General features: G+C 64.3%; 22 protein-coding genes. 5 read left to right on the forward strand and 17 right to left on the reverse strand.

Annotated elements, in window-relative coordinates; all coding sequences use genetic code 11:
* Positions 1–48 precede the first annotated feature (48 nt).
* The 3 genes from ACE3TY_RS05925 to ACE3TY_RS05935 form a co-directional block, all read right to left on the reverse strand.
* Positions 49–546: a hypothetical protein gene (locus tag ACE3TY_RS05925; RefSeq protein WP_374651795.1), complete on the reverse strand. Its 498-nt coding sequence runs from the start codon at positions 544–546 to the stop codon at positions 49–51.
* A 28-nt stretch (positions 547–574) separates the two neighbouring features.
* On the reverse strand, positions 575–2,608 hold the full coding sequence (locus tag ACE3TY_RS05930; protein ID WP_374651797.1) for a hypothetical protein: 2,034 nt from the start codon (positions 2,606–2,608) through the stop codon (positions 575–577).
* A 133-nt stretch (positions 2,609–2,741) separates the two neighbouring features.
* Positions 2,742–3,221, reverse strand: a complete 480-nt coding sequence (locus ACE3TY_RS05935; protein WP_374651798.1) for a DUF992 domain-containing protein — start codon at positions 3,219–3,221, stop codon at positions 2,742–2,744.
* 200 nt (positions 3,222–3,421) lie between these two features.
* Between ACE3TY_RS05935 and ACE3TY_RS05940 the strand changes: the two genes are divergently transcribed.
* Together ACE3TY_RS05940 and ACE3TY_RS05945 are read left to right on the forward strand one after the other, a co-directional pair.
* A complete protein-coding gene (locus tag ACE3TY_RS05940; protein ID WP_374651800.1) occupies positions 3,422–4,852 on the forward strand; it encodes an aromatic amino acid lyase in 1,431 nt (476 codons plus the stop codon).
* Positions 4,849–5,301 carry a MaoC family dehydratase gene (locus ACE3TY_RS05945; RefSeq protein ID WP_374651802.1) on the forward strand — a complete coding sequence of 151 codons (453 nt, stop codon included), beginning with the start codon at positions 4,849–4,851 and terminating at the stop codon, positions 5,299–5,301. The genes ACE3TY_RS05940 and ACE3TY_RS05945 overlap by 4 nt, the downstream gene beginning before the upstream one ends.
* Here the strand turns inward: ACE3TY_RS05945 and ACE3TY_RS05950 are convergent, their stop codons facing one another.
* The 5 genes from ACE3TY_RS05950 to ACE3TY_RS05970 form a co-directional block, all read right to left on the reverse strand.
* On the reverse strand, positions 5,302–5,910 hold the full coding sequence (locus tag ACE3TY_RS05950; RefSeq protein ID WP_374651804.1) for a Crp/Fnr family transcriptional regulator: 609 nt from the start codon (positions 5,908–5,910) through the stop codon (positions 5,302–5,304).
* Positions 5,911–6,395: 485 nt separating this feature from the next.
* A complete protein-coding gene (locus tag ACE3TY_RS05955; protein WP_374651806.1) occupies positions 6,396–7,691 on the reverse strand; it encodes an adenylosuccinate synthase in 1,296 nt (431 codons plus the stop codon).
* A 16-nt stretch (positions 7,692–7,707) separates the two neighbouring features.
* The gene (locus ACE3TY_RS05960) at positions 7,708–8,856 is read right to left on the reverse strand and encodes an ATP phosphoribosyltransferase regulatory subunit (protein WP_374651807.1); all 1,149 of its coding nucleotides are present in this window, start codon (positions 8,854–8,856) and stop codon (positions 7,708–7,710) included.
* Positions 8,857–9,045: 189 nt separating this feature from the next.
* On the reverse strand, positions 9,046–9,849 hold the full coding sequence (locus ACE3TY_RS05965; protein ID WP_374651809.1) for a PhzF family phenazine biosynthesis protein: 804 nt from the start codon (positions 9,847–9,849) through the stop codon (positions 9,046–9,048).
* Positions 9,850–9,871: 22 nt separating this feature from the next.
* Positions 9,872–10,099 carry a DUF1127 domain-containing protein gene (locus tag ACE3TY_RS05970; RefSeq protein WP_374651811.1) on the reverse strand — a complete coding sequence of 76 codons (228 nt, stop codon included), beginning with the start codon at positions 10,097–10,099 and terminating at the stop codon, positions 9,872–9,874.
* 76 nt (positions 10,100–10,175) lie between these two features.
* Between ACE3TY_RS05970 and ACE3TY_RS05975 the strand changes: the two genes are divergently transcribed.
* The 3 genes from ACE3TY_RS05975 to ACE3TY_RS05985 are packed head-to-tail and all read left to right on the forward strand — an operon-like array spanning position 10,176 to position 12,693.
* Positions 10,176–11,609, forward strand: coding sequence for a PLP-dependent aminotransferase family protein (locus ACE3TY_RS05975; protein WP_374651813.1), 1,434 nt, complete (start codon positions 10,176–10,178; stop codon positions 11,607–11,609).
* A 5-nt stretch (positions 11,610–11,614) separates the two neighbouring features.
* Complete coding sequence (locus ACE3TY_RS05980; protein WP_374651815.1) at positions 11,615–12,361, forward strand: AzlC family ABC transporter permease; 747 nt, start codon at positions 11,615–11,617, stop codon at positions 12,359–12,361.
* On the forward strand, positions 12,358–12,693 hold the full coding sequence (locus tag ACE3TY_RS05985; protein WP_374651817.1) for an AzlD domain-containing protein: 336 nt from the start codon (positions 12,358–12,360) through the stop codon (positions 12,691–12,693). The genes ACE3TY_RS05980 and ACE3TY_RS05985 overlap by 4 nt, the downstream gene beginning before the upstream one ends.
* 144 nt (positions 12,694–12,837) lie before the next feature.
* Here ACE3TY_RS05985 and fabZ read toward each other — a convergent pair whose 3' ends face one another.
* The 9 genes from fabZ to pyrH form a co-directional block, all read right to left on the reverse strand.
* On the reverse strand, positions 12,838–13,299 hold the full coding sequence (gene fabZ, locus ACE3TY_RS05990; protein ID WP_374651819.1) for a 3-hydroxyacyl-ACP dehydratase FabZ: 462 nt from the start codon (positions 13,297–13,299) through the stop codon (positions 12,838–12,840).
* Positions 13,300–13,393: 94 nt separating this feature from the next.
* Positions 13,394–13,936 (reverse strand): OmpH family outer membrane protein, encoded by a 543-nt coding sequence (locus tag ACE3TY_RS05995; protein ID WP_374651821.1) that lies wholly within the window; start codon positions 13,934–13,936, stop codon positions 13,394–13,396.
* 65 nt (positions 13,937–14,001) lie between these two features.
* Positions 14,002–16,359, reverse strand: coding sequence for an outer membrane protein assembly factor BamA (gene bamA / locus ACE3TY_RS06000; protein ID WP_374651823.1), 2,358 nt, complete (start codon positions 16,357–16,359; stop codon positions 14,002–14,004).
* 16 nt (positions 16,360–16,375) lie between these two features.
* On the reverse strand, positions 16,376–17,512 hold the full coding sequence (locus tag ACE3TY_RS06005) for an RIP metalloprotease (protein ID WP_374651825.1): 1,137 nt from the start codon (positions 17,510–17,512) through the stop codon (positions 16,376–16,378).
* A gap of 102 nt (positions 17,513–17,614) precedes the next feature.
* The gene (locus ACE3TY_RS06010) at positions 17,615–18,826 is read right to left on the reverse strand and encodes a 1-deoxy-D-xylulose-5-phosphate reductoisomerase (RefSeq protein ID WP_374651826.1); all 1,212 of its coding nucleotides are present in this window, start codon (positions 18,824–18,826) and stop codon (positions 17,615–17,617) included.
* Entirely contained in the window at positions 18,817–19,704 is an 888-nt protein-coding gene (locus ACE3TY_RS06015; RefSeq protein WP_374651828.1) for a phosphatidate cytidylyltransferase, read from the reverse strand. The genes ACE3TY_RS06010 and ACE3TY_RS06015 overlap by 10 nt, the downstream gene beginning before the upstream one ends.
* Entirely contained in the window at positions 19,688–20,359 is a 672-nt protein-coding gene (gene uppS / locus ACE3TY_RS06020) for a polyprenyl diphosphate synthase (protein WP_374652036.1), read from the reverse strand. Before uppS ends, ACE3TY_RS06015 begins: the two co-directional genes overlap by 17 nt.
* A gap of 94 nt (positions 20,360–20,453) precedes the next feature.
* Entirely contained in the window at positions 20,454–21,011 is a 558-nt protein-coding gene (gene frr, locus ACE3TY_RS06025) for a ribosome recycling factor (RefSeq protein ID WP_374651830.1), read from the reverse strand.
* A gap of 25 nt (positions 21,012–21,036) precedes the next feature.
* Positions 21,037–21,843, reverse strand: a complete 807-nt coding sequence (gene pyrH, locus ACE3TY_RS06030; RefSeq protein ID WP_374651832.1) for a UMP kinase — start codon at positions 21,841–21,843, stop codon at positions 21,037–21,039.
* Between the last annotated feature and the right edge of the window lie 50 nt (positions 21,844–21,893).

A 21,893-nucleotide genomic window follows, 5' to 3' on the forward strand; every position in this document is an offset into this window, starting at 1 on the left:
CCCCCTCCCACCTTCAGGGGGGAGGGTTAGGAGGGAAGGCCGCGGCCCTCAGCCCTCGCCTTCTTCTTTCCCGACCGGCCGCACCGCATAGATCCCGCGCACGGCTTCGCCCCAATCTTCGACGAGGCGGTCCTGGTCCTTGGTGAGGCTGCGGACTCGCAAGGCGGTCTGGGTCTGGGCGATCTTGCCGATGATCGAGGGCATGAAGCCGAAGACGACCCAGCCGATGCCGGCGCCGAGCAAGGCGTAGAGCCAGCCGAAACTGTCGGCCAGGGTCGGCTGGATATCGCCCATGCCCTGGCCCGCGGCCCAGATCCGGTTCACGAAGTAGAGACAGCCGATGAGGTTGAAGCCGCCCACGGTAATGGAGAGGCGCTTGCCCTGCGACGTGTCGACGACGCGCGCCACCAGGGTCGGAATCATGCCGATGCCGACGACAATGGCGGTGGGCAGGAAGACGAGGCCGATCAGCAGGACCGGGATGACCAGGACCCAGGGCTTGATGCCGGCCTGGCCGCCCGCATTGGCGCCGGCATTACCAGCCATGACGAATATCCTTCATCGCCGTCTCCCCCTAGAACATCACGGCATAGAGGCCATAGGCGGCAAGGCTCGCCGAACAGGCCAGCGTCGCCGTCATCGCCGCCGCCTTGTGCGCGATGCCGCGCACGCGCGTGGTGTCGGTGAGGCCGCCATTGGCGAGCCAGGTACGGCCGCGTTCGAGATGGGCATATTCCTGCACCGCCTGCGCGAAGCCGTCATTGTCGGCACGACGCAGCGAGCCTTCGCCGTCGAGCAGCAGCAGCATCTCGTCGAAGCGGCAATCCTTGGCGAACCCATCGACCTGGCCGCGGATATGCTCGCGCATGCCGGTATTGTGGAAGGCGGCGATGACGGGCTCCAGCATCTCGATGACGACCTGCGTCAGGCGCGGCAGCTCGTATTGCTGATTGACCCGCTGCACGATGGCCAGCAAGCGCAGGATCGCGGTGCGATAGGTGATGTCGTCGGCGCGGTTGGCCAGCCCGATCAGCTCGTTATCCATCGAGCGCTTCATGTTGGTCGCGATGAAGGCGGCGATATGCCGGTCGATCGGCAGGGTGCCGTGCGGTGCCCCTGGAATCGCGGCATCTATCGCCGGCAGCAGGTCGGCGATATCGACCACGTAATAGTCGGCGATAAGCGGCGATTTGCACGGCGTGCCGCGATCGAGTTCGTAGAGCACGCGCTCGATGCCATAGCCGGGTGCCTGCCGGTCGATCACCTTGTCGATGATTTCCAGCGAGCGCCGGAGCTGCATCTGCTCGGGACGCAGGTTGGGCTGTTCCTCGAACCAGGCATGCGGCAGGCGCGCATGCATCATTTCGGCGATCTGCTGCACCTGCTCCTTGCGTTCGTAATAATGCGACAGCATCGAGCCCATGCCCATCAGCGTGGTGCGGATGTCCTTGTAGCAAAGCGGCAGGTGCCCGCCCATGTGGATGATGAAGCGCGCCACGGTGCGGTCGCGGATACCCGATTGCGAACCGTAGGCGGCGGAGAGGCCCTGGATGCGCATCATCTTGTCCGGCGCCTTCTCGTCGCCGAAACCGCGCTTGTACCAATTGTCGAAATCGCCGCCGGCCAGCAGCACGATGGCATCGTTCCAGTGCCGCGACATGGCATGCGCCAGGGCCGGCTTGTTGAGATATTCGCCGCCGCAGAACTTCAGCGGCCGCGAAGAACGCTGGGGAATGCTGGGCAGGGTCGGATTGAAATGCGCGCCCGTCATCCAGCCTTCGAGATGCTTGATGGTCCAGCGGTCGGAGACCTTGTCGCACAGCATGCCGCGAAACATTTCGGCAAGGCTTGGCGCCAGCTTCTCGCCCCCGGCCATGGTCGAGAAGGAGCCGGAATTGATCTTGGCGTTGATGATCTGCTCGTCACTGAAGCTGGCGACCGGATCGCGCCCCAGATAGAGCATGAGCGCGGTAACGCCGATCGCATAGATATCGTCCGCGATCGACCCGATGCCGCGGCCGATCGGGTCGGACATGGCGCTGTCGACGGTCTCGAAGGCCACCGGCTGGGCGCCGCCGGGGGGCGATGCCAGGCAATCGCCGAACATGACGTCGCCGGCATTGCCGCTCTGGAAATAGATGTTCTGCGGGCGGATGGCGCGGTGCGGGCAGTTCATCAGCACCAGGTCGCGCAGCAGCTGGATCGCCGGCTGGATGAAATTCTTGAGCAGCTGGGATTCGTTGAGCTGTGGAATCTGGCCGTTGGCGCCCAGCAGCTTTTCGCCGACCGGGACCGAATAGATGAAGGCCGGGCGCCGCCCCCAGAGGATTTCGCCGCCCTCGACGCCTACCGGCCAGTCGACGATGCTGGCTGCCACCGGCCACATCAGATAGGCGCCGGCGGCATTGCGCGTGGGCGCGATGCCAAGGCCGCGATTGGGGAGATGGCCCGGGGCGATGAGGGCAAAGATCTTGCGCGAGGCATCGACCCGGTCGGTCGCCGCATAGGCTTCGGCCATGCCGCAATCGTGGGCCGGCAGGCGCTGTCCGGGCGCGATCTCGTAGCGATCGCCCAGTTCCACCACTTCCTTGAGGCTCAAAGCCGCCATGCGACCTACTCATCCAGGCAAAAACGACCGCCGCCCGGACGGCATCCGGGAGCGGTCCAAGCATATATGCAGATTTGATGCCGGAGTGGTTAATAAGGGGTTAGGCGCAGACCTGAATCCTAGGACCGTTCGGTCATTTGCCGACCGCCAAGGTCAACTTGGCGACACCGGCCGCGACGTTGACACCGACGCTGCCATTGACGGTGACGGGCTGCAGGGCGATCTGCCGGGCGCTGCCGCCGAAGAGGGCGTTGGCCCCGACGCCAAGGCCGGCCGCCACGTCGGCGCCTGCGCCGGCATAGGTGCCGGCAAGAGCGCCCCGTTCGACATGGCCGGGGGCCAGCACGCCCCAGAACATGCGCGATTCCCGGCTGAAGCCGATATCGAGGCCCCAGCGGCGGATTTCGCCGTGATAATGCTCGACCGTGCCATCGGCGCGGTTGAAGTCGCAGGTGACGGCGCGGTTCGAGCCGATGATGTACCCCACACCCTCGCCCACCCGGCAGTCCAGGACGCCGACATTGACGCCGTCGGCGGCCTGGGCCGGTAGCAGGGCCGTGGCGGCAAGGGACGCAGCCAGGACGGTGGCGGCAAGATATGGTCTGAAATTCATGCTCATTCTCCGCGAATCGGCATCCGGCTCCCCGTACCCGGGCGCAGTGTATGCCCCGCTCCGGCGGCTCAACAGGCATTTTCGGGGGAAGTTCCCAGCGTAGCGTTCGCCGATGGCGCTCTCCGGGGCGGTGGCGGACACAATCGATTAGCTCGGCCGAATCGATTAACACTTGGGTGCAACCCGCGAGGAGCCTCCCGATGCCGCTCGAACTCAACCGCCGCGCCGACCTGACCCTCGATGCCTACCGGCGGGTGGCCTGGGAGGGTGCCGGCGTGCGGCTGGGACCGGTTGCGCAGAAAGCGATGGCCGAGGCGCGACGGGCCTTCATCCACCTCCTCGACACCGATCCCGACATCACCGTCTATGGCGTCACCAGCGGCTATGGCCAGCATGCCAATAAGCGCTTTACCGGCGAGGCAAGGCGTTCCCACGCCCAGCGCCCGCCGCGCAGCGCCGCCGTCGCCTTCGGGCCGCCGGCGCCGGAACGGGTGGCGCGCGGAATCGTGCTGGCGCGGCTGGCCAATTTTATCGAGGGCCACGCCGCGATCACGCCTGCTTTGGCGGACCGGGTAGCGGGATTGCTCGATGCGGCCCTGCCCCAGGTTTCCCTGAGCGGCCAGGGCGGCGCCGGCGAGATCCTGTGGATGGCGCCGCTCATCGTCGACCTCGCCGAGGAATTCCCGCTGGGCGAGAAGGATGCGCTCTCCCTCATCAACGGTTCGCCCGCGGCGAGCGCCCTCATCGCCGACGCGGCACTGGCGATGCGGCGGCGGCTGGACCTTGCGGAACGGGTCTTTGCCTTGTCGGCCGAAGCGATCAAGGCGCCGCTTGAAGCCTACGATGCAGCCTTCGACGGTCTGTGGGGCGATCCCTACGAGGCGCAGGCCCTGCAGCGGCTGCGCGATCTGCTCGCCGGCGGCGCCACGGAGCGCCGGCCTTATCAGGCGCCGGTCTCCTACCGCATCCTGCCGCGCGTGCTGGGCCAGATGCGCCGCGCCGTGGCACTGGCCGAGGAGATCGCGCAAGGCTCGCTGCAATCGGTGACGGACAATCCGGTCTTTCTGATGCCCGACGCCCAGCACCCTCGACCGCGCGTCTACAGCAATGGCGGCTATCACAATGCGCGCGCCTATCCGGCGCTCGACAATCTCGGCGCGGCGGCGGCCGATCTGTGCATCCTGGCCGAGCGGCACAATACCAAACTGCTCGACGGGCGCTATTCGCTGTTGCCCGATCAGCTGCAGGCGGCGGACGAGGCCTATATCGGCATCGTCGGCTTCGTGCAGGTGGGCTATGCCGAACAGGCCAGGCGCGCGGCGCAGCGCACGTTCCTGCCCGGCAGCGAGGCCGGCGGCTTCGGCCAGAACGATGTTTCGCCTCTCACCGGCCTTGCCTGGAGAGGACAGGAGGAAGTGGGGCAATGCCTGGAAGCGGCACTCGCCATGCTGGGCGTCGTCGCCTCGCAGGCATTCCATATGACCGGGCGCGCGGCGCCCCCGGCCCTGGCGGAGACGCTGGCGACGATCCGCAGGCATTTCCCGCCGATGACGCAATCGCGCGTCTTGGGGCCGGACCTCAAGGCGCTGGCCGATTGCTTCCGCGCCGAGATCTACCGAGGCGTCCCATGAGCGACGTTCTCTATCTCGACGATCTGAAGGTGGGTCAGGTCTTCGTCAGCCCGACGCATGCGCTGGATGCGGCGCAGATCAAGGCCTTCGCCCGTGCCTTCGATCCGCAGCCCTTTCATCTCGACGAGGAAGCGGCCGCGGCGACTTTCTTCAAGGGCCTTGCCGCCAGCGGCTGGCACACGGCGGCGATCACCATGAAGCTGCTGGCATCGACCGAGCCAGGCATCGCCGGCGGGCTGATCGGGGCGGGCGCCGAGATATCCTGGCCGCAGGCGACGCGGCCGGGCGACGTGCTGCAGGTGACCAGTGAGATCCTTGAGGTCGTGCCCTCGCGCTCCCGGCCCGAGCGCGGCATGGCGACGATGCGCAGCCAGACGCGCAATCAGCGCGGCGAGGTGTTGCAGATCCTCACCTCGAAACTGGTCGTACCGCGGCGGCCCGCCGGCTGATCAAAGGCGGCGGAGCGCCGCGCAATCCATGATTTCCAGCCGGCCGCGATGCAGCGACAGAATGCCCTCCCTGCGGAAACGGCGCAGAACCCGGCCGGCGTGAATCGAGGTGAGCCCCAGCGCGTCGGCGATATGCGTCTGGCCCAGCGGGAAAAGCATCGGGTTGCCGGTCGGGAGGCCCTTCGCCTCCATGCGCGTCACCAGTTCCAGAATGAGCCGGCCGACACGTTCATAGGCCGACCGGCGCCCGAGATCCGTAAGGCGCTCATCCGCCGCGGAGGCGGCGGCATAGCAGCTCGCATGCGCCTGGCGCGCCACCGCCGGATGCTCGGCCACGAAATCGGCAAAGCTGCCGCGCTCGAACGAGCAAGCGGTAACCGATGTCAGCGATTGCACCGAGAAGGACAGGCGGTCGTTGCTGAGCAAAGGCAGGCTGATCGGATCGCCCGGCAGAAGGAAAGAAAGAATCTGGCGCCGCCCGCCGGCCAGCAGCTTGAAGCGGAACGCCCAGCCATCGAAGATGATCAGCATCTCCGGTGCGATTTCACCCTCGCGGTAGATCGTGCGCTTGGCTGGAAAGTGCCGGTGCCCGGTACGCAACCCCTCCATTTCGATAAGGGTTTGTTCTTCACTTCGATAAAAGGCCGTTTTCAACCGTGGGCATTGCACACAAGAAATCGGCAGGGCGGACATGACCGTCATTCGAAAAACTCGCTCACATTTGCGGAAAAGGCCGCATCAAAATCGCGAACAGCTCTATTCTACTGTCGTACAATTTTGAAATCGTTACCGGGGGCAACAATGTCAATGTGACAATTGGTAAGTCCACTAGCGGTTTACATACCTAAGTATGACATCTGGATTATCATCATTCTCCTAAAATTTGAATCAATTCTCATTATCATGCGAATGATAAAGTAATAACAATCAGGCCCACTACACCTGGTTGATGACATTCAATATGGGCACCGAAGAGATGTAGCGCGCCGAAGCGCCCCCTCCCACCCCCCTGAAGGTTGGAGGAGATGAGAGAAAAGCCCTCCCACCTTCAGGGGGGAGGGTTGGGAGGGGGGCGGAAGCGAAGACTGCTGCCCTCAATCCGCGAACGGATCCTTCACCAAAATCGTGTCGTCGCGTTCCGGGCTGGTGGAGAGCAGCGCCACGGGCGCTTCGATCAACTCCTCGACGCGGCGGACATATTTGATCGCGGTCGCCGGCAGCTGCGCCCAGGAACGCGCGCCTTGCGTCGATTCCTGCCAGCCCTCGAGCGTCTCATAGACCGGCCTGGCGCGCGCCTGCAGATCGGCGGCGGCGGGGAGATAGGCATAGGGCCTGCCGTCGATCTCGTAGCCGGTGCAGATCTTCAGTTCCTTCATGCCGTCGAGCACGTCGAGCTTGGTGAAGGCGATGCCGCTGATGCCGGCGACCTTCGCGGCGCGGCGCACGAGCGCGGCGTCGAACCAGCCGCAGCGGCGCTTGCGCCCCGTCACCACACCGAATTCCTTGCCGCGAGCCCCCAGCAACTCGCCGATCTCGTCGGTGAGTTCCGATGGGAACGGACCGGAACCGACACGCGTCGTATAGGCCTTGGTGATGCCCAGCACATAGCCGATGCCGGAGGGGCCGATGCCCGAACCGGTCGCTGCCTGACCCGTCACCGTGTTCGAGGAAGTAACGTAGGGATAGGTGCCGTGATCGACGTCGAGCATCACGCCCTGCGCGCCTTCGAACAGGATGCGGTCGCCGCGGCGGCGCGCGGTATCCAGCATTTCCCACACGGGCCGCACAAACGGTGCGATCTGCGGCGCGATGGCGCGCAGTTTCGCCAGCAGTTCGGCGCCGTCCACGGCCGGCGCCCCCATGCCCTTCAGCAGCGCATTGTGATGGCGCAGCAGGTTTTCGACCTTGGCATCGAGGCCCTTGCTGTCGGCGAGGTCGCAGACGCGAATGGCGCGGCGCGCCACCTTGTCCTCATAGGCCGGGCCGATGCCGCGTCCCGTCGTGCCGATCTTGGCGGTGCCTTCGGCGGCGCCCTCGCGCAATTTATCCAGCTCGCTATGCAGCGGCAGGATCAGCGCCGCATTCTCGGCCACGACCAGATTGTCCGGATTGATGGTCACACCCTGCCCGCGCAAGGCTTCCATCTCCTTGATGAGATGCCAGGGATCGACCACCACGCCATTGCCGATGACCGACAGCTTGCCCGGCCGCACGATGCCCGAGGGCAGCAGGGAGAGCTTGTAGGTGATGCCGCCGATGACCAGCGTATGGCCGGCATTGTGGCCGCCCTGGAAGCGCACGACGACATCGGCGCGCTCGGAAAGCCAGTCGACGATCTTGCCCTTGCCCTCGTCGCCCCATTGCGAGCCGATTACCGCTACATTGGCCATGATATTCCTCTAAGGATCAGTTGCCGGTGGCCGTGACTTGGCCATCCTGCAGGAAATGAGAGCAACGCAGACGCGTGGCTTCAGCGCGCGCGTCGGCGGATTGCAGCCCCTGCACCGTTACCCAGCCATCCGCGCGCAAGTGCAAGGCCGCCTTGGCGTCCGCACCGAAAGGCACGAAGACGCGCTTGGATCCCGCCGGCATCGGCAGGGTGGCGAGCAAGGTATCGAGATAGAGCGAGAAGCCGGTCGCCGCTTCGCCGGCATGATTGACATAGCGCCCGCCGCGCCCGAACTCGCCGCGCACGCCCCGCCCCAGCAGAGTGAAGGCGATACCGCTGTGATATTCGAAACCGCGATGGTCGGTGACGTCGATGGTGAGCGTCAGACCCGGCGCAGCCTTGCGGATGAGCGCGATGGTGGCGGCGAGATTGGCGCGCACCTCGGCGCCTTGTGCCGGCAGGCTGAGGCTTTCCAGCACCGGCAGGGCCGTCTCGACCGGTCCCACGGCGCGCAGCAATCCTTGGAGCAGCGCCGACTGCTCGCCGGCGCGCTCGGCCACGCGCGCGGTATCCTTGCGGTCGAGCGCCGCAATGAGGTCGCCCCGCTGCGGTGCCGGCAGATGCTGCAGAATGCTCGGCGCCAGGCGCGGCACGTTGAGGTCGACGGCAAGGTCGGGGACACCCAGGCTCGTCAGAGCCTCGACGGCAAGAAGCACCACTTCGGCATCGGCGGCGGCGCCATCGGCGCCGATCAGTTCGACGCCGACCTGGCCCAGCTGGCGTTCGGGCCGCATCTGCTCGCCCTTCACGCGCAGGACCTGGCCGGCATAGGAAAGGCGCAAGGGGCGCGGCATGTTCTGCAGGCGCGAGGCGGCGATGCGGCCGACCTGCGGCGTCATGTCGGCGCGCAGGCCCATCATGCGCTGCGAGATCGGATCCATCAGGCGGAAGGTATGCGCGGCCATGGCTTCGCCGGGGCCGGCGAGGAGCGAAGCCTCGAATTCGATCAAGGGCGGTTTGACGCGCTCATAGCCCCAGCGCGCGAAGCTTCCGACCAGGCGCTCGACGATGGCGGCCTCGAACCCCGCTTCCGGCGGCAGGCCGTCGCCCAGCCCCGCTGGCAGCAGGAACTTCTCACCTTCATTGTTCGTGGGCGTGCTGGTCATGGCTCGTTCGGGCTCGGCAAATCCGCAAGGTGAGCCCAACCGAGGTGCGAGGGCAGCGAGCCCCCATCGCATGACCGCTTGGGCAAGGGCTATTAGCGCAAAGCCTTTCGCGGTGCAAGAGCAGCCAGGGAAACGGAGAGGGGCTCGCGCGGCGCTGGCCGGCTACTCCCTGTCTCTCGCCGTAAGTCTTTAATTTACTTCTATTTCTCCACTGAGCACACAGACGGCGTGACCAGCGATCTTGAGCCGCTCGCCGGCCAGGGCGAGCCACAGGTCGCCGCCCCGCCGCGAGACCTGCCGAGCGTGGAAACTGTCCTTGCCCAGCCGCTTCTTCCAATAGGGCGCCAGCACGCAATGCGACGAGCCCGTGACCGGGTCTTCCGGAATGCCGTGCAGCGGCGCAAAGAAGCGGCTGACGAAATCGACACCCTCCTGCCCGCCTTCGGCCGTGACGATGAGATCGCGCCCCAGCGCTTCGATGGCGGCAAGGCGCGGCGTCGCCGCGCGCACGGCGGCCACGTCGGCAAGCCGCGCCAGATAGGCATCGTAAACAGGGCTGACGACGACTTCGACCGGCTGCTGGCCAATCGCCTCGGCGATGCGCCCCGGAAGGGTCGCGTCCGTGTTGGCTTCATGGCTCAGCACCGGGAAATCGAGTTCGAACCGCGCCCCGTCCACCCGCACATTGAGCGGCCCGGACAGCGTGTCGAAGCGCATCGTCGTGATCGCGGGATCGATCAGCCGGGTGAGCACGAAGGCCGATGCCAGGGTGGCATGGCCGCACAGCTTGACCTCGACCGTCGGCGTGAACCAGCGCAGATGATAGCCGCCATCCTTCGGCACGAAGAAGGCGGTTTCGGCCAGGTTCATTTCGGCGGCGATCGATTGGAGAGCTTGATCGGAGAGCCAGGTTTTGAGCGGCATCACCCCGGCCGGATTTCCGGCGAAGGCGCGGTCGGTGAAGGCATCTACCTGGAAAATCGGGTACTTCATGATCAAGGCTCTCCTTTATCGGTCATCGCCAGAAGGGGCGCGAGATTTCGGCTTCGACGTCGCAGCGGCTGATGCCGATATCTTTCAGCATGCGCTCGTCCAGTGCTTCCAGCGCGCGGCGCTGGCGGCGGATCTCCAGGCAATCGAAAAGGAAGGCGAGCAGGCGACGCGGCAGGGAAGTGGCCCCGCCATGACTAGATCGGCCGAAATGCGGCAAGTCCGCGAGGGCTGGCAATTTGTATCGAGACATTTAATTCTCCTATGCTGACATATTGCTTGATGCACGGGGCATTGTTTAACATTGTACCCGTCATCGCATAATTGTTTTGACACAGAACCAAGTCAATCGCTACATTGTCACCATGACAAACTGGCAACCCGATCTCTCCACCTTCCCCGGACCGCGCTATCTCGCGATCGCCGATGCGCTCTCCGAAGACATCCGCCAGCAGCGCATGGCGCCAGGCACAAGGCTGCCCACGCATCGCGAGCTGGCCTACCGGCTGGGCGTCACGGTCGGCACCGTCACGCGCGCCTATGCCGAAGCCGAGCGGCGCGGCCTCATCGGCGGCGAAGTCGGGCGCGGCACCTTCGTCCGGCCGGATGTGCGCCGACGTCCGGAGATGCCGTTCGACCGCGAAGTCGAGGTGGATGCCGGCGGCTTCATCGACCTCTCCATCAACTTCCCGACGCCGCGTGCCAATGACGCCCTGCTCTCCACTGCCCTGCAGCGCATTGCGGCCCGGCCCGGCATCGACACCCTGCTCGACTATCATCACCATGTCGGCCTGCCGCGGCACCGCGCGGCCGGCGCGCATTGGCTCTCCGAACAGCGCTACCCCGTCTCGGCCGAGCGCGTGATCGTGACCGCCGGCGGCCAGCATGCGATGACGGCGGCGCTGGGCGCCATCACCGAGCCGGGCGATGTGGTGGTGACCGAATGCATGACCTATCCGGGCCTCCGGCGCCTTGCCGACTTCCTGCGCATCCGCCTCCACGGCGTGGCAATGGATGCCGACGGCGTCGATCCGGAAGCGTTCGAGATGGCCTGCATCAACCTGCGGCCCAAGGCGTTCTATTGCGTCGTCAACATGCACAACCCGACCGGCATCGTCGTGTCGGTGGAACGGCGCCGGGCGCTGGCCGAGATTGCGCGCCGCCACGGCGTGAAGATCGTCGAGGACGATGTCTACGGCTTCCTGCTGGGCACGCGGAATATCGAGCCGCTATCGTCGCATGCACCCGAACTGGGGCACTATTTCACCAGCGTCTCCAAATCCATGGCGCCGGGCTTGCGCGTCGGCTATCTCGCCATTCCCGAAGGAGCCCTCGACGGCTTCGCGCAAGTGGTCCGCTCGACCACCTGGATGGCTGCACCCCTGACGGCGGAAATCGCCGCCGACTGGGTCGAGGACGGCACCGGCATGGATCTTGCCGAAGCGCACCGCATCGAAGCGATCGCAAGGCAGCGCATGGCGCGGCGGATCTTGAGCGGCCTGGAGATCTGCGGCGATGAATCGAGCTATCATGTCTGGTTGAAATTGCCGGAGGCCTGGACCTCCGACGGCTTCGCCCTGCAGGCGCGATTGAAGGGCGTCGGCGTTTCGCCCGCCACCATCTTCTCATTGACGCGCAACGCCCCCAACGGCGTGCGGCTGTGCCTCTGCGCGCCGGCCGACCGGCGCATCCTGGAAGTAGCCCTGCAGCGCATTGCGGAGATATTGCGCACGCAGCCCGGCGGCTCCTACGGTATCGTGTGAATCCCATGACCGATATCGCCAAGACCGACCGCAGCATGGCCGGAGCGGAGTTCATGCGCGGCCTCGCCGCCACCTTCCCGCTCATGGTGTCGGCCATTCCCTTCGGCATCATCTTCGGCACGCTCGCCACCAATGCCGGACTTTCGCCATTGGCCGTGATGGGCATGTCGCTGTTCGTCTTCTCCGGCTCGGCGCAGTTCATCGCCATCCTGCTGCTGGGCACCGGTTCGGCGCTCGGCGTGATCTGGCTGGCCACACTGATTCTCAACCTGCGTCACCTCCTTTACGCGGCGACGCTGGTCGACCATGTGCGGCATCTCAATCAGACCTGGCGCTTCGGCCTATCGGCGCTGCTCACCGACGAGACCTTCGCCGTGATGGAACGCCGCTACCGCGAGGAAGGCGGCGGGCCCAATGCGCATTGGTACTATTTCGCCTCGTGCCTGGGCATGTATCTCAATTGGCAGTTCTGGACATTCATCGGCATCGTGCTCGGCACCGAATTCCCTGCGGTGAGGAATTGGGGCCTCGAATTCGCCATGATCGTCACCTTCACCGGCATCGTCATGCCCGCCTTGCGCTCGAGCCCGTTCGTGCTCGCCGCCATCGTCGCCGGCACGGTGGCGACGCTCGGCAACGCGCTGCCCTACAAACTGGGCCTGATGCTCGGCGCCCTTGCCGGAATTCTCGCCGGACTGGTTGCGCAGGAATGGCGCCGGCGCAGATCGCGCGGCGAAAGGGTGCTGTCATGAGCGCGCTTGAAATCGCCCTGATGATCGCCGGCATGGCGCTCATCAACCTCGCCATCCGCTGGCCGGTCTATCTCTTCGCCGACCATGTACGCTTTCCACCCCTGGTCGAACGCGCGCTGGCTTTCGTGCCGGTCGCCGTGCTGACCGCCATCATCGTGCCGGCAACGCTCTATCCCGACGCCGATCAGGGCATTCAGCTGACCTACATGAATCCCTATCTCGTCGGCGCCGTGGTGGCGGCGATCGTGAGCTGGAAATGGAAGAAGCTGATGCCGACGATCCTCATCGGCATGGCGGTCTTCTTTCTGACGCGGTGGATGGTGGGCGTTTAGGAAACTTCAGTGTCCCAATTCATACCCCTCACCCGCCCCTCTCCCCGCAAGCGGGGCGAGGGAGTTTCGAGCGAGAACGGGATAAAGCCCCTCGCCCCTCCGGGGAGAGGGGTTGGGGTGAGGGGCTAGTGAATAACACCGCCCTTATCTATCCCGGATCATCGCGGCGAAGGTGGCTTCGGCGACGACCTGGCCGTCGACCTTGGCGGTGCCCATGAAGCGCCAGACCGGACCGCGGGCGCGGTCCTTCTTCACCTCAAGGCGCAACTGATCGCCGGGCGTCACCGGCCGGCGGAAGCGGCAATCGTCGATGCTCATGAACAGCACGATCTTGCCTTCGGCTTCCGCGCCCAGGGCATGCACCGCGATGACGGCCGCCGTCTGCGCCATCGCCTCGACGATGAGCACGCCCGGCATGACCGGGGCGCCGGGGAAGTGGCCAGGAAAGAAGGGCTCGTTGACCGTGACGTTCTTGATGCCCGTGGCGCTCTCGCCCGAAACAACATCGATGACCCGGTCGATGAGCAGGAACGGATAGCGATGCGGGATCATGCGCATGATCGACGCTATATCGATGACACCGCCCGCTGGCACTTGCTCCGCCATCCAGAAACCCTTCCCCGAATCCCCGCAAACAATCCGCGCCGCCCAAAGTGGCGGCGCCAAGCATGACGGGCCGTTGCGGCCCGACCTCTGCCAGCTACATTTTAACCGCGGGCAGAACCTTGTTCAGCTGCGCCAGGGCCGAGTCACTGATATCCCAGGCTTGAGCACTGACGATTACGACAGATTTATTAAGAACCAAGGTCAGCCGCTTCTGAACGGCGATATCGCCAATCACCTTCTGCAGGGTCTCGAAGATCGTCTTCTGCGCTTTGTTGTAGGAAGTCTCGAAAGCCTTCTGCTTCTGCTCGGCTCCCTGGCGCCAGGCATTGAGCTTCTGCTGGAACGCCTGCTGCTTGGCCGTGAAGTCTGCGGGGCTCAGCGTGGCGCGCTGGGCGTTGATCTGGTCGTTCTCGGCACGCAGCTTCTTCTCCTCGGCCAGCAGATCGGCCTGGTTCTGCTTGCGGCGGGCATCTGCCTGCTTTTTCAGCGACTGGCCGGCGGTCGATTTGGAAACGACCTGCTGCACATTGACGATACCAATGGCAACCGGAATGGTAGCCGCCGGCGCCGGAGCAGCTTCCTGCGCAAACGTCGGCTTGAGCGGCGACATCACGACCAGCGCCGCGGCGAGGACCAAGGCGGCCTTCGTCATTTTTGGGAATTTGAACACGCGCGTAACTCCACTAAACAAACGATTAAAACTTAGAACGAGGTACCGACACTGAAACGGAACCATTCCGTATTGTCGTAACTCTCCTTCATGAGCGGATAGGCCACATCGACGGCAATCGGCCCGAATGGCGACACCCAGGTGAGACCCAGACCGGCCGAGACACGCAGGCTTGCATCGTCATCAATGTCGACATTGCTGCTTAGATCCGTCTCGGTCAGCGTACCGAAATCGGTGAAAGCGCGGGCACGGACGTTGAATTCCTCCGGCAGGCCGACCGGAAAGCTCGCCTGCAGCGTGCCGTCGAAGAGCAACTGGCCGCCCAGCGAGTCATTGGTATCCGCATCGCGCGGGCCCACGCCCGACGATTCGAAGCCGCGCAAGGTCTGGCCGCCCAGGGTAAAGGCGTCCGTCACGCGTACGCTGCCGCTGCCGAGCGGCCTGATATAGCCGGCTTCGGCCGACAGGCCGATCGAGACATCGTCGGTGATCGGATAGAAATAGCCGCCGCGCACCACGGTCTGGAAGTTGAATTCCTGATCCTTGAAATCCGGATGGATCGAAATCAAATCGTTCGACAGAGCCAGGAAATAGCCATCGCGCGGATCCATCGCATTGTCGCGGCGATCGTAGATGATGTCCGAGCTCAGGGTATTGCGCAGCGTATAGCCCTTCTCGTCCTGAATGGCCTCCGAGAGGTCGTTGTCGACATCGGAAATCTTGTCCGCGCTGACGCGGAAACCCAGGGTCTGGCGGGTATATTCCGTCAGTTCATAACCCATGCGCAGGCCGAAGCCGCTTTGCGCCAGATCGTAATTGTCGCCGCGCACATCGTTATAGCGGCGATGGAACAGGTCGACACCGGCCGACAATTCCTTGTCGAGAAAATAGGGGTCGGTGAAGCTGACATCGACCTGCGAGCGCTTGCCGGACAGGGTGAAATTGGCCCTGAGATCCTGGCCCTTGCCAAGCAGGTTGCGCTCGCGCACGCCGACATTGCCCAAGGGACCGTCGGCGGTGGAGAAGCCGGCGCCGAAGGTAAGTTCGCCGGTCGATTGCTCGGCTACCTTGACCTTGATGACGGTCTTGTCCGGCGCACTGCCCGGCGTCGTCTGGATGTCGACCGCCTCGAAGAAGCCCAGATTGCGCAGCCGCTGCTCGGTCCGTTTCATCTTCGCGGTCGAGAAGGCATCGCCTTCCGCCAGACGGAATTCGCGGCGGATCACCTTATCCTGGGTGCGGATGTTGCCAGTGATCTCGATGCGCTCGACATAGACCTTCGGCCCTTCCTGAATGTCGTAGGTAAGGTCGAGGACATGGTTCTCGGCATCGCGCTTGATGCGCGGGCGCACATCGACGAAAGCGTAGCCCAGGCTGCCGACCTGATCGGCGATCGCCTGCACCGACTTGTCGACGAGGGTGGCATTGTACCAATCACCTTCCGCCGTCAGCACCTCGGGCCAGAGGGTCTCCGGATCGAGATCCTTGAGGGTCGATTTGATTTCGACCTTGCCGAGCTTGTAACGCTCGCCCTCTTCCACCGTGAAGGTGATGAAAAAGGCCTCCTGGTCCGGCGACAGCTCCGCCACGCCCGAGATGACGCGGAAATCGGCGTAGCCTTCCTCGAGATAGAATTTGCGCAGATTCTCCTTATCGACCGTCAAGCGGTCGGGATCGTAGGTGTCGCTGCTGCTGAGGAAACGGAACCACGCGCTTTCGCGGGTAATGACCACATCGCGCAGATCGCTGTCGTCGAAGACCTTGTTGCCGACGAAATCGATGCGCTCGATATCGGTCGTGTCGCCTTCGTTGATTTCGAAGACCAGATCGACGCGGTTCTGGTCCAGCTTGATGACCTTGGGGTCGACCGTCGCGGCGAAGCGGCCGTTGCGGCGGTAGAGGTCGAGGAGCCGCTTCACATCCGACTGGACGCGCTGCTGCGTATAGACCACGCGCGGGCGCAGCTGGATTTCGGTCTGCAGCTGGTCGTCTTCCAGCCGGTCGTTTCCTTCGAAAGCGATGCGGTTGATGATCGGGTTTTCCGTCACCTGCACGATCAGCGAATTGTTCTCGCGCCGGAAATTCACGTCGGCGAAGAGGCCGGTGGCGAACAGGTTCTTGAGCGCCCGGTCGATGGCCTTGGCGTCGAACGGATCGCCCGGGTTGATCGCCATGTAGCTGCGCACCGTGTCCGGCTCGATTCGCTGGCTGCCCTCGATGCGGATTTCCTGGATCGGGTCGCCGGCGCTGATCGACTGGGCCACCGCCGCGCGATCCACCGCACCCAGGCTGGTTGCCAGCAACGCCACCAGCAGCAAGGCCCGCAGAACAGTGCGGGAAGTACCGGCAATCCCTCTCGGGGCGCAAAGCAGCGTACGCAAAAAAGCCATTTTACGCATCATCCGATCAGGTGAAGAGCCCATGGAAAAAATCGACGACTTTCAGATAAACCAAGTCATTCCATGTGGCAAATAACATGAGGCTAAGTACCATGGCGAGGCCGATTTTCAGGCCCCATTCCTGGGCGCCCTCGCTCAATGGCCGCCCTCGCGCCGCCTCGACCGCGTAATAGGCAAGATGCCCGCCGTCCAGCATCGGGACGGGGAAAAGATTGATCAGCCCAAGATTGAGGGACAGCATCACCGCCCAAATCGTCAGTTCGTAAAGGCCGATGTCCGCCACGGCGCTGGAAAGGGTAGCGATCCGCAGAACACCGCCAATCTCGCTGGCGGGCCGAACGCCCGAGATCATCTGCCACAGTCCCTGCAGCATGTTGATGGTCTGGTTGTAGGCATAGCTGACCGCCGCGCGCGCAGCCTCAAGCGGCCCGAGTTGCACTTTCGGTCCACCATGCTTGCTTATCACGCCGAGACGCGCCACACGCACGTCCCGGCCCATGATGTCCTTCTGCACGATGATCCTGGGCGTGGCCGCCATCGTCTGCTCAGCCCCGTTCCGCTCAACGGTGACCCGCAGCGGCTGGTCGAGATTGAGCTGGATGAATTCGGCAATCTCTTCGAAGGTCGCAATCCGATGGTCGTTGAGGGCCACGATCCTGTCGCCCGGGAGCAACCCCGTTTCCTCCGCCGCCGAACCGGGGCTGATCTCGTCGATCAACGGCGATGTCGATTGCTTGCCGAAACCCCAATAGAGGGCCGTGAGGACGAGGATCGCGAAAATGAAATTGGCGGCAGGGCCGGCGGCGACGATGGCGGCGCGCCGGCCGACGCTCTTGTGCATGAAGGAGACCGCCTTTTCCTCCGGCAGCATGGCAGCCGGCTTCTCGCCGCCTTCCAGCTCGTTGGGTGCCTGGCCGAACATGCGGACATATCCGCCCAGGAGCAGCAGGCTGAATTTCCAGCGCGTCCCATGACGGTCGGTAAAGCCGAAAAGCTCGCGGCCGAAGCCGATCGAAAACACCTCGACCCTCACCCCGCACCAGCGCGCCACCAGGAAATGGCCAAGTTCATGGACGAACACCAGCGGCGTCAAAAGAGCAAGAAATATCAAGCTTTTGGGCGAGAAAATCTCGACGATGTCCATGCCAACTTCGCTCCCTGCTACCGTAACCCGTTATGGGACAGCTTTCTGACCTTTGCCTGTCAGAAAATCTGTCCGTCTCGCCACTGGCTTAGCCGATCCGGCCTAGCTGTTTTTGCGCCGCGCCGCCACCTCGGCCCCGGCCACCTTCCGGGCCTCGCCATCGGTTGCCAGCACATCGTCGATGCTGGTCAGCGTGCCCACCGGCAGCTTTTCGAGAACCGTTTCGACCACGGCGGCGATGTCGGTGAAGCGGATCTCGCTCGCCAGGAAGGCTGCCACGGCAATCTCGTTCGCCGCATTGAGGATGGTCGGTGCCCGCCCGCCGGCCCTGAGCGCCGCACGCGCCAGCCGGAGTGCTGGGAATCGTTCAGGATCAGGCGCTTCGAAAGTGAACTGCGCGATCTTGACGAAGTCCAGGCGCGCCGACGGCGCCTCGATCCGGTTGGGCCAGCCGAGCGCGTAGGCAATGGGCGTGCGCATGTCGGGGGTGCCGAGCTGCGCCAGCACCGAGCCGTCGCGATAGGCGACCATGGAATGGATGACCGATTGCGGGTGCACCAGTATGTCGATCTGCTCTTCCGGCAGGCCGAACAGATGATGCGCCTCGATGAGTTCGAGGCCCTTGTTCATCATGGAAGCGGAATCGACCGAGATCTTGGCGCCCATCGACCAGTTGGGATGGGCGACCGCCTGGGCCGGGGTCATGGCCGTCATCTCGGCGAAAGATTTGGTGCGGAACGGACCTCCGGAGGCGGTAAGGATGATCTTCTCGATCGCCGGAATCTTGTCGAAGTCGAACACCTGGAAGATGGCCGAGTGCTCGGAATCGACCGGCAGCATGGTGGCCTTGTGCTTGGCCACCTCCTTCATCATGAGCGACCCGGCGCAGACCAGCGTCTCCTTGTTGGCCAGGCCGATGAGGGCGCCACGGCGGACGGCGGCCAGGGTCGGCTCAAGCCCAGCAGCACCGACGATCGAAGCCATCACCCATTCGGCGGGGCGTTCGGCCGCTTCGATGACGGCGGCGCGGCCGGCGGCGGCTTCGATGCCGGTTCCGGCCAGGGCCGCTTTCAGCTTCTCGTAATTCTCCGGATTGCCGGTGACGGCCAGGCGCGGCTTCAGCCGCAGGGATTGTTCGATCAGCAGATCGACATTGTTATGGGCGGTCAGCGCCTCGACCCGGTAGGCACCTGGATTGCGCTCGATCATGTCGATGGTGTTGCAGCCGACCGACCCGGTCGAACCCAGAACCGTGACGCTGCGGGGGCCTATCGCCGGAGCACGGAACTCCGTCACCGTTCCAGTCATAACCATGAGAGCACACTACCTTCGCCAAAATAGTCCAACGCCGCCACGGCAACCGATACCGCGAGCAAGCCATCAACCCGGTCCAGCACGCCCCCATGCCCCGGGATTATATGGCTGCTGTCCTTCACGCCAAAGCGCCGTTTGAAGGCGGATTCGAGAAGGTCGCCGATCTGCTCTATCACAGCCAGCCCGCCGCTCAAAATCATTAATTTCCAGGGACTTGAGAGATCCAGCCACAATCCGGCGATAAACCCGACAATGGCTGCCGAAACCATGCCGCCGAAGAGCCCCGCCCAGGTCTTGTTGGGCGAGATGGCCGGGGCAAGCCTCGGCCCGCCGATCGACCGGCCGGCGGCATAGGCGCCGGTATCGGTGACGATGACGAGGGCCAGGATCCAGGCGAGGAGCTCGATCCCCTGCCCCGTCACCGGATCGTCGCGAACCCAGAGGATGGCCATGGATGGAACGGCGACATAGAGGATGCCGAGCCCGAACCAGAGTGCCCGAAGCCGGTGCTTGGGCCCTGTCACCAGAACGGCAATAACGGCACCGATGAGAATCAGCTCCCAGCCAGGAATGCCCAAGGGGAAGATGTCGGGAAAGCGGTCGATCAGCAGCGCAGCAAGCACGATGCCGACGGACAGGAGACCGGCAGACGCCCAGTCGCTCACCTGCAACCGCGCCCCGGGGCTGGGATCGTCCGGGTTGCGTCGTCTGCCGGCGATGCGGGCCCATTCCCAGGCCATGACGGCGGCGAAGAGGATGACGAGGGCGTCGAACCAGGGGTGGCCGAAATAGGCGGCGACCAGGACGACCGGGATCAGCACCAGGGCCGACGCGATGCGTACGGCGAGGTTGCTGGCCTTCTTACTCGGTGGCGCCATAACGCCGGTTCCGGCCATGGAACTCCGCGATGGCGGATTTCATGTCGTCCTGGCCGAAATCGGGCCAATGCTTTTCGAGAAAGACGAATTCGGCATAGGCGCATTGCCACAGCAGGAAGTTGCTGATGCGCTTTTCGCCGCTGGTGCGGATGAGAAGATCGGGGTCCGGCATGTCGGCGGTGAAGAGAAAACGCTCGAAACGCGCTTCGTCGACATCCCCGGCCTTGAGTTCGCCACGCTGCACGGCTTCGGCCAGGCGCTTGGCGGCGAGGACGATTTCCGCGCGCGCGCCGTAGCTCAGCGCGATGGTGAGGGTCAGCCTGGCGTTGCCGGCAGTGCGGGCTTCGGCCGCCTCGATCAGAGCCACCACATCGGCGCCCAGACGCGAGCGGTCGCCGATGACCTGCATGCGGACGCCGTTCTGGTGCAGTTCCTCAATCTCGCGCTTGAGATAGAGCTTCAGGAGCCCCATGAGGTCGTCGATTTCGGCGGTGGGACGCTTCCAGTTTTCGGACGAGAAACCGAACAGGGTCAGATATTCGACCCCGCAGGCCACCGCCCCTTTGACCGCCTGGCGAACCGCCTCGGCCCCGCTGTTATGGCCGACCGTGCGCGGCAATCCACGCGCCCGCGCCCAGCGGCCATTGCCATCCATGATGATGGCGATATGGCGCGGCGGGCGCGCCCCGCCATTGGCGGTTTGGCCAACCGCCGCGACCGGTTCGGCTATGAGGCGGGGCTGGCTCACATCAGACCTGCAGGATTTCCTTTTCCTTGCTCGCCAGCACCTCGTCGACCTTCTTCACATGCTCGTCGGTAAGCTTCTGCATCAGGTCGGCGAGCTTCTTGTGCTCGTCCTCGGTGATCTTGTGGTCCTTTTCCTGCTTCTTCAGGAAATCCATGCCGTCGCGGCGGACGTTGCGGACGGCGACGCGGCCCTGCTCGGCATATTTATGCGCGACCTTGGTCAGTTCCTGGCGGCGCTCCTGCGAGAGTTCGGGAAGCGGTACGCGGACAGTGGTGCCGTCGGAGGCCGGGTTGAGACCCAGGCCCGCATCGCGGATGGCCTTTTCGACCGCGCCCACCATGCCCTTGTCCCAGACCTGGACCGTGATCATGCGCGGTTCGGGCACACTCACGGTGCCCACCTGATTGAGCGGCATGGAACTGCCATAGGCGCTGACCTGGACCGGGTCCAGCAGGTTCACCGAGGCGCGGCCGGTGCGGAGCCCCGCAAACTCCTTGCGCAAGGCCTCCAGCGCGCCGTCCATGCGGCGCTTGTAATCTTCGAGACGCGGATCGCTCATGGAACCCTCCCCTACCCTCTAGCTCTCAAATCTTTTCGTGCCGGTTGCCGATCACCGTGAAGCGGCCGCGATCCTGCAGGACCTCGGCCATCATGCCCGGCGCGTGAATCGAAAACACGATGATCGGAATACCGTTGTCGCGCGCCAAGGCGATCGCCGTCGCGTCCATGACCTTGAGGTCGCGCGCCAGCACGTCCTGGTGGCTCAATTGCTGATAGCGCTCGGCATCCTTGTGGAACTTCGGGTCGGCGCTGTAGACGCCATCGACCTTGGTCCCCTTGAGGAGCGCCTGGCAGCCCATTTCCGAGGCGCGCAAGGCGGCAGCCGTATCGGTGGTGAAATAGGGATTGCCGGTGCCGGCGGCGAAAATGACGACGCGGCCCTTCTCGAGATGCCGGACAGCACGCCGGCGGATATAGGGTTCGCAGACCGACTGCATGGGGATCGCGGAAAGAACGCGGGTATCGACGCCCAATTGCTCAAGCGCGTTCTGCATCGCGAGCGCGTTCATGATGGTGGCCAGCATGCCCATATAGTCGGCCGAGGCGCGCTGCATGCCTTCGGAGGCACCAGCGATGCCACGGAAGATATTGCCGCCGCCGATGACCAGGCAGCATTCGACGCCCAGCGCGTGGACCGCCTGTACTTCCTTGGCGACGCGGTTGACGGTCGCCGGCTCCAGGCCGTAATCGCGGCTGCCCATCAGGGCTTCGCCGGAGATTTTCAGGAGGACGCGCTTGTAGAGAAGACCAGGGGGCGGCGATGCAGGCGCGTGTGCAACCGACGGATGTTCACCTTCAGCGACCGTCGACGATGCACCAGCCTTGGACATACGCAATTCTCCCTGCGTCATTTGCACTCAGTGGCCAGGCCCTGGGGCCG

The organism is Dongia sp. (assembly GCF_041918875.1).
Taxonomy (GTDB): Bacteria; Pseudomonadota; Alphaproteobacteria; order Dongiales; family Dongiaceae; genus Dongia.

What these genes read in the sequence shown, in the direction of transcription:
- ACE3TY_RS05925 (WP_374651795.1), bottom strand. Translation starts at nt 546, where the DNA reads ATGGCTGGTAATGCCGGCGCCAATGCGGGCGGCCAGGCCGGCATCAAG.
- ACE3TY_RS05930 (WP_374651797.1), bottom strand. Translation starts at nt 2,608, where the DNA reads ATGGCGGCTTTGAGCCTCAAGGAAGTGGTGGAACTGGGCGATCGCTAC.
- ACE3TY_RS05935 (WP_374651798.1), bottom strand. Translation starts at nt 3,221, where the DNA reads ATGAATTTCAGACCATATCTTGCCGCCACCGTCCTGGCTGCGTCCCTT.
- ACE3TY_RS05940 (WP_374651800.1), top strand. Translation starts at nt 3,422, where the DNA reads ATGCCGCTCGAACTCAACCGCCGCGCCGACCTGACCCTCGATGCCTAC.
- ACE3TY_RS05945 (WP_374651802.1), top strand. Translation starts at nt 4,849, where the DNA reads ATGAGCGACGTTCTCTATCTCGACGATCTGAAGGTGGGTCAGGTCTTC.
- ACE3TY_RS05950 (WP_374651804.1), bottom strand. Translation starts at nt 5,910, where the DNA reads ATGGAGGGGTTGCGTACCGGGCACCGGCACTTTCCAGCCAAGCGCACG.
- ACE3TY_RS05955 (WP_374651806.1), bottom strand. Translation starts at nt 7,691, where the DNA reads ATGGCCAATGTAGCGGTAATCGGCTCGCAATGGGGCGACGAGGGCAAG.
- ACE3TY_RS05960 (WP_374651807.1), bottom strand. Translation starts at nt 8,856, where the DNA reads ATGACCAGCACGCCCACGAACAATGAAGGTGAGAAGTTCCTGCTGCCA.
- ACE3TY_RS05965 (WP_374651809.1), bottom strand. Translation starts at nt 9,849, where the DNA reads ATGAAGTACCCGATTTTCCAGGTAGATGCCTTCACCGACCGCGCCTTC.
- ACE3TY_RS05970 (WP_374651811.1), bottom strand. Translation starts at nt 10,099, where the DNA reads ATGTCTCGATACAAATTGCCAGCCCTCGCGGACTTGCCGCATTTCGGC.
- ACE3TY_RS05980 (WP_374651815.1), top strand. Translation starts at nt 11,615, where the DNA reads ATGACCGATATCGCCAAGACCGACCGCAGCATGGCCGGAGCGGAGTTC.
- ACE3TY_RS05985 (WP_374651817.1), top strand. Translation starts at nt 12,358, where the DNA reads ATGAGCGCGCTTGAAATCGCCCTGATGATCGCCGGCATGGCGCTCATC.
- fabZ (WP_374651819.1), bottom strand. Translation starts at nt 13,299, where the DNA reads ATGGCGGAGCAAGTGCCAGCGGGCGGTGTCATCGATATAGCGTCGATC.
- bamA (WP_374651823.1), bottom strand. Translation starts at nt 16,359, where the DNA reads ATGGCTTTTTTGCGTACGCTGCTTTGCGCCCCGAGAGGGATTGCCGGT.
- ACE3TY_RS06005 (WP_374651825.1), bottom strand. Translation starts at nt 17,512, where the DNA reads ATGGACATCGTCGAGATTTTCTCGCCCAAAAGCTTGATATTTCTTGCT.
- ACE3TY_RS06010 (WP_374651826.1), bottom strand. Translation starts at nt 18,826, where the DNA reads ATGGTTATGACTGGAACGGTGACGGAGTTCCGTGCTCCGGCGATAGGC.
- ACE3TY_RS06015 (WP_374651828.1), bottom strand. Translation starts at nt 19,704, where the DNA reads ATGGCGCCACCGAGTAAGAAGGCCAGCAACCTCGCCGTACGCATCGCG.
- uppS (WP_374652036.1), bottom strand. Translation starts at nt 20,359, where the DNA reads ATGGATGGCAATGGCCGCTGGGCGCGGGCGCGTGGATTGCCGCGCACG.
- frr (WP_374651830.1), bottom strand. Translation starts at nt 21,011, where the DNA reads ATGAGCGATCCGCGTCTCGAAGATTACAAGCGCCGCATGGACGGCGCG.
- pyrH (WP_374651832.1), bottom strand. Translation starts at nt 21,843, where the DNA reads ATGTCCAAGGCTGGTGCATCGTCGACGGTCGCTGAAGGTGAACATCCG.